Below are 14,521 nucleotides of genomic sequence, written 5' to 3' on the forward strand. Positions count from 1 at the left end.
TTCGTAAAAATATGTAGTGGAGGGCTTTATGTCCTCCAATTACTTATAAAATACTAACAGTAACAGTTTGTTAAGCCAGTTAAAAATGCAATTACAAAGCTATAACTTTGTTTGTGAGGGAAAGCTTATGAGTGAATATATATTACAATTAAAAAATGTTACTAAGGTTTATGGAAATGGTGTAGTAGCCAATAAAGATGTAAATTTTGCTTTAAAAAAAGGCGAAATACACGCCGTAGTTGGTGAAAACGGAGCAGGAAAATCTACTCTCATGAAAATTCTATTTGGTATGGAACAGCCAAACGGTGGAGAGATTTTATTAAACGGTCAAAAAACTGTGATAAATGATAGCAATAAAGCCATAGAGTTAGGCATAGGTATGGTTCATCAACACTTTATGTTAGTGCCTTCGTTTACTGTAAGTGAAAATCTTTTGTTAGGATTAGAGCCTAACAAAGGCCTCTTTATTGACCTAGCAAAATCCAAACAAATAAGCCTTGATTTAGCTAAGAAGTATAACTTTAAAATCGACCCCGATCTTAAAGCAGAGGACTTAACTGTTGGAATGAAACAAAAGGTTGAGATACTAAAGGTGTTATTGAGGGGTGCAAAAATAATTATTTTAGATGAGCCCACAGCTGTGTTAACTCCCCAAGAAACAGTGGAGTTATTTGTGCAGTTAAAAAAGCTCAAAGAAGAGGGACATACCATAATTTTTATCTCTCATAAACTAAAAGAGGTTAAAGAGATAAGCGATAGAGTAACAATAATTCGTAAAGGGCAAACAAAAGGTACCTTTAAGATAAGTGAGGTAAGCGAGCGTAAAATCTCTAACCTAATGGTGGGTAGAGATGTAGTGTTATCTTACGATAAACCCTCTCAAAAAACAGGAGATGTAAAATTACGAGTCAACAATTTAAGCTTTGTTTCTAATGATAATAAGCAGATATTAAAAGACATTAGTTTTTCTGTAAAGGCTGGTCAAATCCTAGGTATTGCAGGAGTAGAAGGCAATGGACAAACTGAGCTAATTAACATGATTACCAGAAATAAAGCTATTCAAAGTGGAAAAGTATTTGTTAATGATGAACTAATTAACAATTTAGATATAATTTCTTTAAGAAACAAAGGCTTCTCGTATATACCCGAAGACCGTATGTCATTGGGTATAGCTGGCAGCGCTTCAATAGAAGAGAATATAATTACAAATAGAATTTTAGCCAATAAAATGGCAAAAAAAGTGTTGTTAAAGGGTAAACAAATGGCAGCTGTTTCTAACTCTTTAATAGAGCAGTATTCGGTATTATGCAGTTCTAAAAACCAAGCTGTTAATAGCCTTTCGGGTGGTAATATTCAAAAGGTAGTGGTAGCCAGAGAGTGTTCTATAAACCCTCAGGTATTAATAGCAGAGCAGCCAACCCGTGGAGTAGATGTAGGCTCTATTGAGTTTATTCATCATAAGCTATTAGAAATGCGTAAAAACAATACGGCAATTTTATTAGTTTCAGCCGATTTAAACGAAGTTATGGAGCTTAGTGATCAAATAATTGTGATGTACGAAGGAGAAATTGTGGCCTATTTTGAAGACAGCAAAAGCCTCACCGAAGAGAAACTAGGAATGGCTATGTTAGGTATAGAAAGGCATACGCCAGAATTAATAAGGAGAGCATACCATGATTAGCGAGCGAAGATATCAATTAATAAGAACCTTGCTGGCTATTGCTATAGCCTTGCTTATTGCTTTTGCAATTATCCTTTTTGTTTCCGACGACCCTTTAGCTACAATTAGGGCTTTTATTATAGGCCCTTTAACCAATAAACGATATATTGGCAATGTTATAGAGGCGGCAATACCATTGGCCTTTGCGGGCTTAGCTACCTCAATTTTGTTTCAAACAAACCTCTTTAACCTTGGCTCAGAGGGCTTGTTTTACATTAGTGGTTTAGTTGCTACTATAGTGGTATTAAAGCTACCTCTTACAGGATTTTTACTGCCCACAGTTGCTATTATTGCTGCTGCTTTGCTCTCGATGTTATTGGGTGTAATACCTGGGTTTTTAAAGGCGAAGTGGAATGCCAATGTTTTGGTTACCTCACTGATGTTTAATAGCATATATTTTGGTATTGGTTTATATATTCTTAATTACTATTTTAGAGATGCTTCACAGGTTGCTATAGTGTCTTCTAAGTTTCCGTTATCTGCTAGGTTAGCAAAAGTAGTACCGGGTACCCGTATTCATGCAGGTATATTTATATTAATAGCTGTAACTATTTTAGTGTATTTATTTCTTTATAAAACAAAATGGGGTTATGCCCTAAGAATGACAGGTATCAACCAAAAGTTTGCCAACTATTCGGGTGTTAAAACATTTAGAGTAATTATTTATGCTCATTTGTTGGCTGGTTTAATTGCTGGCATAGGTGGCTCAGTAGAGGTATTAGGAATGTATACTCGTTTTAGATGGACAGCCTTACCAGGGCTGGGTTTCGACGGTGCTTTGGTAGCTATGTTAGGCAAAAATAAACCCTTTGGCTCTGTGGGGGCAGCCCTATTTTTAGCCTATATTCGCATAGGAGCAGACCTCATGGCTCGTTTAACTAATGTGCCAGCGGAAATGGTAGCTATTATTCAGGCGGTAATTATTTTATTAATATCAGCAGAAAGATTTTTATTCTACTGGCGCCATAAAATGCTCTTAAAGGAGGCTAAGTAGTATGAAAACCCTATTTACTATTATCTTTTCAACTAGCTTTATATACACCATTATTAGGGTAACAACACCCATCTTATTGGCTGCTTTAGGTGCCCTAATATCCGATAGAGCGGGTATTGCTAATATTGGTTTAGAGGGCATTATGCTCATGGCGGCTTTAGCAGGAGTAATTTTTAGTGCTTATTTTAGTAGTGCGTTAATTGGCTTTATTTTTGCTTTGTTAACCGGAGTATTTATGGCATTTATTTTGGCCTATTTTACCTTAAAGTTAAAAACCCAAGTAATCCTAGGTGGTATAGCTCTAAACCTATTAGCTAGTGGTGGATCGGTATTTATTTTGTATTTAGTAACTGGAGATAAAGGAACATCAGCAGCCTTAGCATCTAAGGTATTGCCTAATATTGATATCCCTTTATTAAAAGATATACCTATCCTAGGAGCAATACTTTCGGGACATCATTTAATAACCTATTTAGCAATTTTATCAGCAATAGCATTGTATTTAATGCTTAATAGAACTGCACTTGGTCGTAAAGTACGGGCTGTTGGTGAAAACTATCATGCAGCCGAATCTGTGGGTATAAACGTACGTAAAATTCAGTACCTAGCATTACTGCTAAGTGGTTTATTTGCTGGCATGGGTGGGGCATTTTTATCTATGGGATATGTCTCAATTTTTACAGCCAATATGTCGGCAGGCAGGGGTTGGATAGCCCTTGCGGCAGAGGCAATGGGTAGGGGAACTATTATCGGAACCACCCTTTCATCACTACTATTTGGTTTTGCTAAGGCTATATCTAATGCCCTACAGGTTATTAACTTACCTAACGAGTTAGTATACACAGTTCCCTACTTGGCAACTGTATTGGGTTTGACTTTTTACTCTATTAAAGCAAGCCGCAAAAAAAATATAAAAAAGAAGTAAAGAAAGGCTGTCGTTATGAAACATATAATAATAGATTGTGATCCAGGGCACGATGACGCTATAGCCCTACTTTTAGCACTGGCCCATAAAAATGAACTAAAAATTGAGCTTATTACTACTATTGGTGGAAATCAAAGTCTTAATAAAGTAACAATAAATGCCCTAAAAGTATTAGAGCTTACTAATAATAACATTGAGGTAGCTAAAGGTCAGCTAGGACCCTTAGTGAGACCCTTAACAATTGCTCCCGAGGCCCATGGTGATACAGGCATGAATGGACCTATTTTACCTAACCCTCAGTTACAAGCAAGTGCTGTTCATGCAGTAAAACGTATGGCAGAGGTAGTGCAAAACTCTAAGCATAAAATAACCTTAGTACCTCTTGGTCCGTTAACAAATATTGCCTTATTTATTAAGTCATATCCCCATTTACTTAATAAGATAGAGCTAATATCTTTAATGGGTGGTGGTTTATATCAGGGTAATGTTACGAGTGCGGCAGAGTTTAATATTTATGTTGACCCAGAGGCCGCGGCTATTGTCTTTAAGAGTGGACTTCCTCTTATAATGAGTGGCTTAGATGTTACCAATAAAGCCTATATCTTAAATACCGAGTACGAATCCTTACGCAGTAAAGGCAAAATAAGTAACTTTGTATGCGAATTATTAGACTTTTATTCTATTTATGGTAAGCGCTTTGGATATACAGGCAACGCTATGCATGACCCCTGTGCCATAGCTTATTTGTTACAGCCCCAGTTATTTAAGGCAAAAGATTTGTATGTACAAGTAATAACAGATAGTGATAGCTGTAGGGGGCAAACCTTAGCCGATAATCGCCCAAAGCCTGCCCATGAGCCTAATGTAAAGGTATTGCTTGATATAGATAGAGAGTTTTTTGTACAACTACTCTTTGATGCTTTTAGTAAATTAGATAACACATGTAGCTAACAAGGGAGAGTCATTATGAATATAATTGAGTACAACAAGCAGTTGGTTGCTAATGCTACCGTAAGGCTTGTACATGAAACAGAAGAAGATTGGACTCAAAGTGTATCTCAAAAAATAGATGATCAGCGTACCCAAATTCTTTGGCAAAGTGAGGCTCCAGGTTCTGGTGCCCCAAGCTCGGTTTTAGCTGGAGCTATTCAAGCAAGCCAAAACCTCGGTTATGATGTCACTAAAGCAGAGAAACTTTTTTTTGAGGCCATAACAGATTTAAACAATATACCTAAACTTAATCAATACCTTTCTAAAATCTTTTATGAACTAAACAATGCCCCAATCAATAAAAGTGCAGATTACTGGAACTACTGTTGTTATACTAACTGGCAGCAGTATGAGCAGCAAATAAAACAACAAATAGTAAATCATGAAGTTATTAACACTGATAACATAAAGCAAAAAATAAAATGGGGTTTTATCGGCCAAATTGCGGCTGGTGCCTTCGGAACAGCCTTAGAGGGTTATAATAGGCAGAGTATAGAGTCTTTTTTTGGAGAGGTTACTAGCTATTTAAAACAACCTAGTACCTATAACGATGATATTACCTTTGAACTGGCTTTACTAAAGGCGTTTGATGAACATGGTAAAAAAACAAACTCTCATCATATTGCCGAGCAGTGGGTAGCCCTAATACCATTTGCTTGGTCGGCTGAAGATATTGCCCTAAAAAATCTCCGCTTAGGAATATATCCACCCCATAGTGGTATAGTCTCTAACCCCTATAGAGAGTGGATAGGTGCCCAAATGAGAGGCACTATTTGTGGTATGTTAGCCCCAAATAATCCGTTGTTAGCGGCTAAAATTGCTTGGATGGATGGTGAAATATCTCATTTTAATAATGGTATTTTGGGTGAAGTGTTTAATGCTGTACTGGCTTCACTAGCCTTTGAGATTAGTGATATAAAAGAGCTTATAAGGTTAGCTATTAGCTATATACCGAATAATAGCTTGTATTATAGCGTAGTTGAAACCTGCTTTAAGAAGTGCCAAGAGTTAAACAACGAAGATTTAGTACTAGACTTTATTGAAGAGCAGTACCAGCAATATAACTTAGTACATGCCCTACCCAATGCTGCAATAGAAGTAGTCGCCCTGTATTTTGGTAAAACAGACTTTACCGAAACCATGAGAATAGTGGCCAAAGCTGGGTTAGATGTAGACTGCAATGCCGCACAAATTGGTAATATAGTGGGAATTATAAACCATAAAAGTGGTTTACCAGAGCAGTGGGTAAAGCCACTAGGTAATAACCTTAAAACCTATGTAAGAACAATTGAGCAAATATCTATTTCGGAATTAGTAGATTGGACCTATCGTGTTTATGAAAAAATAGCTGATTAATAATTTAATAAGTAGCTAAAAAACTTGCTAGAGTGTTAATTCTTTGGTAAGTTTTTTTATTAAGTAGTAGTAAATATTTCATTAGAGACCGCCAGTAGAGATACTACTTAGTTAATTAGTTAGTCTAAATATTTAGGTTTTTTTAGATAACTATTCAAAAGTTTACAAATTAAGTGTATAATTTAGAAGAAAAAGTTAATGGAGGTGTATATTATGGCAAAGAGATTATTACGTTCTGAAGTTCCAGTAGAAATGACTTGGGATTTAACTGATTTATTTAAAACACGTGAAGAGTGGCAAAAGGGTTTAAAAGATTTAGAAGGCGATATTGGCAATATTACAGCTTTTAAAGGTCGCTCTTGTGAGAGTGGTAAAACACTATTAGAGTGTGTATTACAAATTGAAAAAGCCTACATAAAAATTATTCAATTAGGTACATATGCTAGCCTTAAACAAGCTGGCGACGGTACAGACCCCGTAAACCAAGAAGATAGCATGGTATTTGATGCAATAAATACTAAGGTTCAGGCTGCTGCGTCTTTTTTAGATTCTGAAATAGTTGCTTTAAGTGATAAACAATTTAATAATTTACTACAAGAAGAGGGTCTTGAGGTATTTAAAATTTACTTAAAAGACATTCATGATAAAAAACAATATATGTTAACACCAGAGACTGAACAGGTATTGGCTTCTTTAGGAGAGTTAACTGAATCTCCATATCGCATTTACTCTATTAGCAAAGCCGCTGATATGAAATTTGATTCATTTGTGAATGAAAAAGGTGAAGAGCTACCAAACTCTTTTGCTTTATTTGAGAGTAAATATGAGCAATCAGAGAGTAAAGTTGTGAGAGAAAATGCCTATGCCTCATTTGTAAAAACTCTTAAACAGTATGTAAATACTTATGCTGCGGTATACTCTACCGAGGTTAAAAAGCAGGTAGCAGAGGCTAAATTAAGGGGCCATAAATCTACCGAAGAGATGTTATTAGTAGATCAAAAAGTTAGCTTAGAGATGTATGAAAATCAGCTAAATATAATTTACAAAGAATTAGCTCCTCATATGCAGCGTTATGCAAAGCTAAAGCAAAAGCTATTAGGTTTAGACAAAATTTGTTTCCACGATTTAAAAGCACCTATAAATGCTGGTGTAGATATGCCTGCTACTTTTGAAAGCGTTAAACAAACTATTTTAGAGGGCTTAGAGGTAATGGGAGAAGAGTATCAAAGTATGTTAAAAACAGCCTTTGATAGCCGTTGGATTGACTATAGTGATAACGTAGGTAAATCCACAGGTGCTTTCTGCTCATCTCCATATGGTGTACATCCCTATGTTTTAGCTACCTTTACTAACAATATGCGCTCAGCTTTTTTATTAGCCCATGAGTTAGGTCATGCAGGTCATTTCTATTATGCTAATAATGAACAGCGTGTCTTTAATACCCGACCATCTATGTACTTTGTAGAGGCTCCTTCTACTATGAATGAGTTATTGGTTGGCCAACACTTAATAAAAAAATATGATACACCTGAAATGAAGCGTTGGGTAATATTACAGCTATTAGGAACATATTATCATAACTTTGTTACCCATTTATTAGAGGGCGAGTTCCAGCGTAGAGTTTACAGGGCTGCTGAAAAGGGTGTTTCCTTAACAGCAAAAATGCTGTGTGAAACTAAGCTAGCAGTTATTAAAGGATTCTGGGGTGATAGCGTAGATATTGACGATGCAGCAGGTATGACTTGGATGCGTCAACCACACTATTACATGGGTTTATATCCTTATTCATACTCAGCTGGTTTAACAGCCTCTACAGCTATAGCTCAGCAAATAAGTGAAGAGGGACAGCCTGCAGTAGATAGATGGACTAAGGTACTAAAAGCCGGTGGAACTTTAACTCCTCATGGTTTATTAAAGCTTGCTGGATTAGACATGACCACACCTGAGCCCATTAGAAAAGCTGTTAATTATGTTGGCGGATTAATCACTGAACTAGAAGAATTATTTTAAGTGATAAAACTGTCGCATTATATTTTACCACAAAGGAATTGAAGGACACGAAGAGTATAGGTTAGATTTAATTATTGTTATTAAATGATACTTCCTGTATTTAACTAATGCTTTTAGGGACTTTGTTGCTTAGTTATGTTTAACTAACAGCAAAGTTTCTTTCATTTATTTGTAAGGTTCTTTATTTTCTTCGAAAAAAATATCTTCGTGTTCTTGGTGTTCTTCGTGGTTTATCAAAAAAACTATTGTTATACCTGTTAGTTTGATGTTTAAACCTTAAAGCTTTGTATTGCAGTTTTAAAAATGTTACTTTACTCTTATATCTTACTGATTTTGTATTACCACAAAGGACTCGAAGGACACAAAGAGTTATAGGTTGGCTTTAATTATTGGTTTATAAATGATACTATCAGTTAATGCTTTAATATTACTAAGTTTGTTATAAAGTTTTGCTTAATAAAAACAACCCTATCTCTTACATTTCTTTTAATCTTTAAATTAATATATGTAGTATACTATCATTGTAGTGAACGATCTCTGTGTCGTTCAACTGTTTGTAAGAAGGTGTTTTAAATTAAAAAAACTATTTTTGTAATGTTTCTTATAATTGCTGTTGGTAGCTCAGTTTATTTTATATATGAAAGCAATAAATATAACTACATACATACTTTTAATAACAGCCTTGCTTTTAATACAAAGTTATTAGTTGACCCACAGTCAGAGCAAATTAAAAAAATTATAGAAAAAAACTATAGCTTTAAGGGTGGTTGGGGGTGTTCTGTTTTTGAGAGCCATAATAAACTTACCACTATAAAATTTGCGGGATTTCCAGATGTTTTAGATAAATATATTTTAAGATATATCAAAACTAGTGATAAAGAGCTCAAAATTTATGGCTATGGGGTAGGAGATCATAAGGAAAAAATAGTACAAACCCTGCAAAACAAAGCATTTAAGATTGTTTTAGATACTAAAGATAAAAACAAAATACATTTAGCCTATAAAAAGATTAATATAGAATTGATATGTGAAAATAATTATGTTGCTTGTATTTGTATTCATTTAACCTATAGCAATAAACAAAACGTAGTGTTTTAACATCTTACTATTTAAACTAGACTAATTAAAAATTCTACCACTAAAACAATATAAAAAAACTGTTCATAAAAATGAACAGTTATCTATTATAAATCTAATATATTTTCTTGATAGTCCTTTATTTGGTCCACAATAGTTATTGCCTTTGTACCAGGATCCCACAGGTCTAGCACAAATGGTCTTATTTTTTTGCCATCCTTTTTAACAACCTTAACAACTGGTCGTGTAGCTCTACCGGGGTGGTTTTCAACTACTATTCCAACTAAGTCATTAGATAAGCTAACAATAGTTCCTACTGGGTATGGGGCAACACGTTCTGTGAAAATTTTAACTATTTCGGTGTCGAACATTGTTCCTCCTCCACCCATTATGTATTCCATTGCCTCAAACGGCGAAAAACCCTTTCTGTAGGCTCTGTCTGAGATAAGTGCATCATATACATCTGCCACTGCAATTATCCTGCCAAAAAGCGAAATTCGCTTACCACTTAGTTGGTAAGGATAACCTCTGCCGTCCCAACGTTCGTGGTGTTGTAATACCCCTTGATAACACTTGTGATGTACCTCAAACTCATCCTTTAAGTAGTTATAACCATTAGCTGAATGATTCTTAAGAATCTGCCACTCTTCTGGGGTTAGTTTACCACTCTTGTTTAGAATATGTTTTGGTACAAAAACTTTACCTATATCATGTAAAATTGCGGCAGTGCCTAAATTATGTAAGGTAGTACGGGGTAGCTTTAAGGCTATACCAACTACAATAGATAAAACGGCCACATTAACCGAATGATAAAAAGTGTAATCATCAAATACCTTTAGGTCAATCATGTTAATAATCATATCTTTGTTTTTAGAGATATCATCAATTACGCTATCTACTATATCCGAAATGTTTATTAAGCTTCTTCTTTTCTCCATTTTAGAGGTATTAGGTTTGGCAGCAAAGATAAAGGTATTTTTAATGTTTTGTACAGCATTATTTTTTAAACTATCATTAATAACACTAACGACCTCTATATTATCCGAGATATTATCATGTACATATACCCCATTTAATCCTAGTTCAATTAACTTTCGTTTATAATGCTGATTAAGCACTACCCCAGCATTTAAAAGCATCTCACCATGAGTACCATAAATAGATTTCATTAATATTGAGTTATCTTTAATGCTTTGAACGGGTACAAATCTCATATTCCAAAGTCCTCTCGATTTATGTAAAACTATTATGCTCTATGTTATTTTTATAGTATTTCATAAAAAAACACTAAATTTCTTTTAGTAATTTAGAATCTTTAGAACAAGTTTATTTCATATATTATTTCATACTTGAATTATATGATATGACAAGCATGCACTTCAATATTAAAATGAATTTTTAGTACTTTTTTTATAAAAAAAAGCATAAATATTGTTTAATAAATCCAAAATTTAATGTAATGTAAAATATATATACGTAAATGTTTAAATAATGTTTAATTTGCAGAAATATAAAGTTATTTTAATTATGATTTATTTTTTACTTTAACAATTAAATTAATAAGCATTTTTTCAAATATAATATTATCGCTAGATTTTCGTTTGGCTTTTTTAGCTTTAGGTCGTTTGTTTTGGCTTTTAAGCATTTGGGTAATATACCTAGAGTTCAAACAACTAGCTAGATTATTATCATTAATCTCTTTACCATAAGCAGTTATAAAGTAGGCATTACGGGCTATAACCATTGCTGCTAAACCATAGTCCTGAGATACAACAATGTCGTTCTTTTTAAGGTGATTTACAATATAATAATCTGCACTATCTTTGCTAAAATCTACACTTATTATTTCTGCATAGTTGTCTTTTATTACATGAAAATGATTTTTCACAATAACTACTGGTATTGAATATTGTTTGGCAATTTTAATAGTGTTTTTAATAACAGGGCAGGCATCACCATCTATAAATATTCTCATTTAATCACCTTTACATTAATTACTGCTAAGAGTATTCTAACATAATATAGTGTTTACCTTAAGAAAATAGATAAACATTAATATTAACTGAGTAGTTACGGTATTAGTAATAAATGATTTTTATAGTTTATGATTAGTTGCTTTTAAGTAGTAAATGATTAATAAAGTTATTGTTTATGATAAATTTTATAAAAATACTTGCTAAAACATCAATATATCATTAAAATTGAGTACAGTGTTGGAGGTAGTGTGCATGTACAAATTAAATGTAAAAAGAGTAACTGAGCTTGTATCAGCTAATTGGTCGGGTGGAACAACTACTGAATTAGCAATTTATCCAGAAAACTCTGTATACAGTAAGAGAGATTTTTGGTGGAGAATTAGTTCTGCTACTGTAGACGTTGAACAATCAGATTTTACTATTTTACCAAATATAAATCGAATAATATTGTCTCTTAATAATACGTTAACTTTACAACATGAGAGCAATAACCCCATTCATTTACAACCCTTTAAACCATATAGCTTTAAGGGATCAATCAATACTAAATCATTTAGTAAAGTAAAAGACTTTAACTTAATGTATACCGATAACTGTGAAGGCAAAGTTGAAGTTTTAGAAGTTAAAGATACTAAACTTACTGACTTAAAACTAAAATACTTAAGTGGATTTAATAATACATCTGTAGTATTATACTGTGCAGTAGGCAAGGTAGAAATAAACTTTATAGGTAGCGAACCATTAACACTACATGAAGGTGATGTAATGATGGTAAATCTTAATGAAGAGACAGACAGTGTAAACATGATAATACGCAATTTCATGCTTAAAAACTCAGTATTAGTTAAAGCAGAAGTTCGGTATTAAACAGCGTAGTGGAGACGAGTAATGTATTCGTCTTTTTTGTTTCACAAAAAAGGGTGCAATATTAGTAAAGAGAAAAAAGTCACCGCCTAGTATAAAAAAAATACACTTGATTAAAATCTAAAACTTAAATTTTAACTGTAGTGAACGACCTCTGTGTCGTTCAATTTTTTATTAAATTGTACTATCATTTATAAAGCTATAACTAAAGCTAAACCACAAACCCCTTTGTATCCTTCGAGTCCTTTGTGGTCATACAAAACCAGTAAGGCATAAAATTAAAGTAGCATTTTTAAAAACTGCAAATCATAATTTTAAGCTTTAAAAATCCAACTAACAGGTATAACCTAACTTTTCTTAATCGACCACTGATTTAAAATAATAGTATCCTTTCATTAGAGTAACTAAAAAGAGGACAAACACACCTTACCACGAAATTATATGTAAGTATTAAACCTATCTTATAAGGAGAGCAAAATGAAAAGATCTTTAATTAATAGTGAATTAAAATGGGCAAAAGGGCTTTTAAAAAGCAATAATATTAGTCTTCCGGCCTTTGCTTATTGGTCGTTGAGTGAGTGGCAAAACAATAACTCTAAGCTAAATACTATAAAAGAACTTATGTTAGGCTGGGATATTACAGACTATGGCAGAGATAGCTTTAATGAGCTAGGTGCAGTGCTTTTTACCTTACGAAATGGCTCTTTAACTAATCAAAAAATAGGTACACCTTATGCTGAAAAACTAATTTTATTAAAAGATGGCCAGCGTTTGCCTTTGCATTATCATGCTAGTAAAACCGAAGATATTATTAATAGAGCTGGTGGAGTACTAGCTATTAAGCTCTATAATAGCTTAAAAGATGGTAGTGTAGATTATAATAACCCTGTTGAAGTAGATTTAGATGGTTTAAAACACATCTATCAAGCCGGAGAAGAGGTTCATATAACAAATGGACATAGCATAACCCTAAGACCATTTATGTATCATCTTTTTGGGGCTAAAGAGGGCTGTGGAGATTTAATTTGTGGTGAGGTATCATCAATTAATGATGACAATATAGATAACTACAATGCTGAAGAGGTCAGCAGGTTTGCCCAAGTAATAGAAGATGAAGCCATTTTACACCCCCTATGTAATGAATACAAACGAGTGTTAGGAGAGTAAGCTATGTATAATATTGTTGCCTTAGGGGAGTTATTAATAGACTTCACCCCTATAAAAACAGCAGATGGCATCTTATATAAACAAAACGCTGGCGGTGCTCCCTGCAATATGTTAACTATGGCAAGTAATTTAGGATCTAAAACAGCCTTTATTGGTAAGGTTGGCAGCGATGAATTTGGGGTGTTTTTGGCAGATGTTTTACAAAAACATGGTGTTGATTTAAGTGGCTTAGTTATAGATAATAAATATAATACAACCCTAGCCTTTGTTCATCTTAATGAGCAAAATGACCGTAGCTTTAGCTTTTATCGTAAAGGCTGTGCTGATATTATGTTAAGTAAAAATGACATAAACTATAGCCTAATAAATAAGGCCCAAGCAGTTCATTTTGGTTCACTTTCATTTACCAACGAACCAAGTAAGTTTGCTGTAGAAGAAGCAATTAATTATGCCAAATTACAGGGTAAGTTAATAACCTATGACCCTAATTACCGCCCTGCTTTGTGGCAGAGTGTAGCTTGTGCCATAAAGGGCATGAAAAAAGGACTAAAGTATGCAGATATTTTAAAGGTCTCACAAGAAGAAGCTCAATTATTAACGAATGAAAAAGATATAAAAACTGCTGCTATCAAGCTAAGTGATTATGGTATAAAGCTCATTTGTATTACCTTAGCTGAGCAGGGCTCTTTTTATTACCATAAAAATGGTAATGCAGTAGTAGCAGGGTTTAAGGCTACCGTTAAAGATAGCACTGGTGCAGGAGATGCCTTTTTTGGAGCAGTAGTTCACCAAATATTAGAACAAAAAGTTAATCTTAATAATATTAATAATGAAGCCTTAACAAAAATCTTTAAATACGCTAATGCAGCTGCCTCACTTTGCATAGAGAGCTTAGGTGGAATAGCTTCATTGCCAACAATAGAAGAGGTTGAAGAAAGAGTATATAAATAAAATGTACAGTTGTAATAAAACTAACTCTGCTACATCAGAGGCTTCCATGCCACAACGGAGACTTGTTTTTTTTGTTGTAAATATAATGTATTTATAGAAGTTGATATGTAATATGTCCTTAATGGAGATATAATTGCAAATGAATCTGTGTTCCAAAACTAAATAAAACGTAACGAAAGACCTAAAAAGAAATACTGATACTTTAACTAGTTAACAATCAAAGGGTTGGCATGGAAACCAACCCCTAAAAAAGAATTCACTTGGAGGTTAAAATTGAAAATAACCAGCCACTTTACTCAATCTTACACTTCGCCTCCTTAGGCATATCTATTAGCTGTACTTCACGCCAATAGGTTACGCCTCTTAGCTTTAAAAAAGCTTTGTTTTAGAAATAGTTTTGAATACAGTAGGGCAGTAAATGTAGTTATTGTATGATAGACTAGGAGAACCTTCAAATATACCAGTTAAGAGATAATCATAAATATAATAGC

At 33.7% G+C, this 14,521-nt stretch carries 12 protein-coding genes; 10 read left to right on the top strand and 2 right to left on the bottom strand.

Annotated elements, in window-relative coordinates:
- Positions 1-127: 127 nt before the first annotated feature.
- The 7 genes from IMX26_RS00640 to IMX26_RS00670 all read left to right on the top strand — a co-directional run bounded on the left by IMX26_RS00640 (position 128) and on the right by IMX26_RS00670 (position 9,093).
- Positions 128-1,681 (top strand): ABC transporter ATP-binding protein, encoded by a 1,554-nt coding sequence (locus IMX26_RS00640; protein ID WP_195159795.1) that lies wholly within the window; start codon positions 128-130, stop codon positions 1,679-1,681.
- Positions 1,674-2,714, top strand: coding sequence for an ABC transporter permease (locus tag IMX26_RS00645; RefSeq protein ID WP_195159796.1), 1,041 nt, complete (start codon positions 1,674-1,676; stop codon positions 2,712-2,714). The genes IMX26_RS00640 and IMX26_RS00645 overlap by 8 nt, the downstream gene beginning before the upstream one ends.
- A gap of 1 nt (position 2,715) precedes the next feature.
- On the top strand, positions 2,716-3,639 hold the full coding sequence (locus IMX26_RS00650; RefSeq protein WP_195159797.1) for an ABC transporter permease: 924 nt from the start codon (positions 2,716-2,718) through the stop codon (positions 3,637-3,639).
- A 15-nt stretch (positions 3,640-3,654) separates the two neighbouring features.
- Positions 3,655-4,590, top strand: coding sequence for a nucleoside hydrolase (locus tag IMX26_RS00655; RefSeq protein WP_195159798.1), 936 nt, complete (start codon positions 3,655-3,657; stop codon positions 4,588-4,590).
- A 15-nt stretch (positions 4,591-4,605) separates the two neighbouring features.
- A complete protein-coding gene (locus IMX26_RS00660) occupies positions 4,606-5,985 on the top strand; it encodes an ADP-ribosylglycohydrolase family protein (RefSeq protein ID WP_195159799.1) in 1,380 nt (459 codons plus the stop codon).
- Positions 5,986-6,198: 213 nt separating this feature from the next.
- Entirely contained in the window at positions 6,199-7,995 is a 1,797-nt protein-coding gene (gene pepF / locus IMX26_RS00665) for an oligoendopeptidase F (RefSeq protein ID WP_195159800.1), read from the top strand.
- 594 nt (positions 7,996-8,589) lie between these two features.
- Positions 8,590-9,093, top strand: coding sequence for a hypothetical protein (locus IMX26_RS00670; protein ID WP_195159801.1), 504 nt, complete (start codon positions 8,590-8,592; stop codon positions 9,091-9,093).
- Between the two features lie 86 nt (positions 9,094-9,179).
- On the opposite strand, the gene IMX26_RS00675 is transcribed toward IMX26_RS00670, so the two are convergent.
- A complete protein-coding gene (locus tag IMX26_RS00675; RefSeq protein WP_195159802.1) occupies positions 9,180-10,286 on the bottom strand; it encodes an HD-GYP domain-containing protein in 1,107 nt (368 codons plus the stop codon).
- Positions 10,287-10,597: 311 nt separating this feature from the next.
- Positions 10,598-11,047 (bottom strand): DUF188 domain-containing protein, encoded by a 450-nt coding sequence (locus IMX26_RS00680; RefSeq protein ID WP_195159803.1) that lies wholly within the window; start codon positions 11,045-11,047, stop codon positions 10,598-10,600.
- 253 nt (positions 11,048-11,300) lie between these two features.
- On the opposite strand from IMX26_RS00680, the gene IMX26_RS00685 reads away from it, so the two are divergent.
- From IMX26_RS00685 to IMX26_RS00695, 3 genes are all read left to right on the top strand, one after another.
- Complete coding sequence (locus IMX26_RS00685; RefSeq protein WP_195159804.1) at positions 11,301-11,915, top strand: HutD family protein; 615 nt, start codon at positions 11,301-11,303, stop codon at positions 11,913-11,915.
- Positions 11,916-12,389: 474 nt separating this feature from the next.
- A complete protein-coding gene (locus IMX26_RS00690) occupies positions 12,390-13,079 on the top strand; it encodes a D-lyxose/D-mannose family sugar isomerase (RefSeq protein ID WP_195159805.1) in 690 nt (229 codons plus the stop codon).
- Between the two features lie 3 nt (positions 13,080-13,082).
- Positions 13,083-14,030, top strand: a complete 948-nt coding sequence (locus IMX26_RS00695) for a carbohydrate kinase (RefSeq protein WP_195159806.1) — start codon at positions 13,083-13,085, stop codon at positions 14,028-14,030.
- Positions 14,031-14,521: the final 491 nt, after the last annotated feature.

Source organism: Clostridium sp. 'deep sea', from assembly GCF_014931565.1.
GTDB lineage: Bacteria > Bacillota > UBA994 > PWPR01 > PWPR01.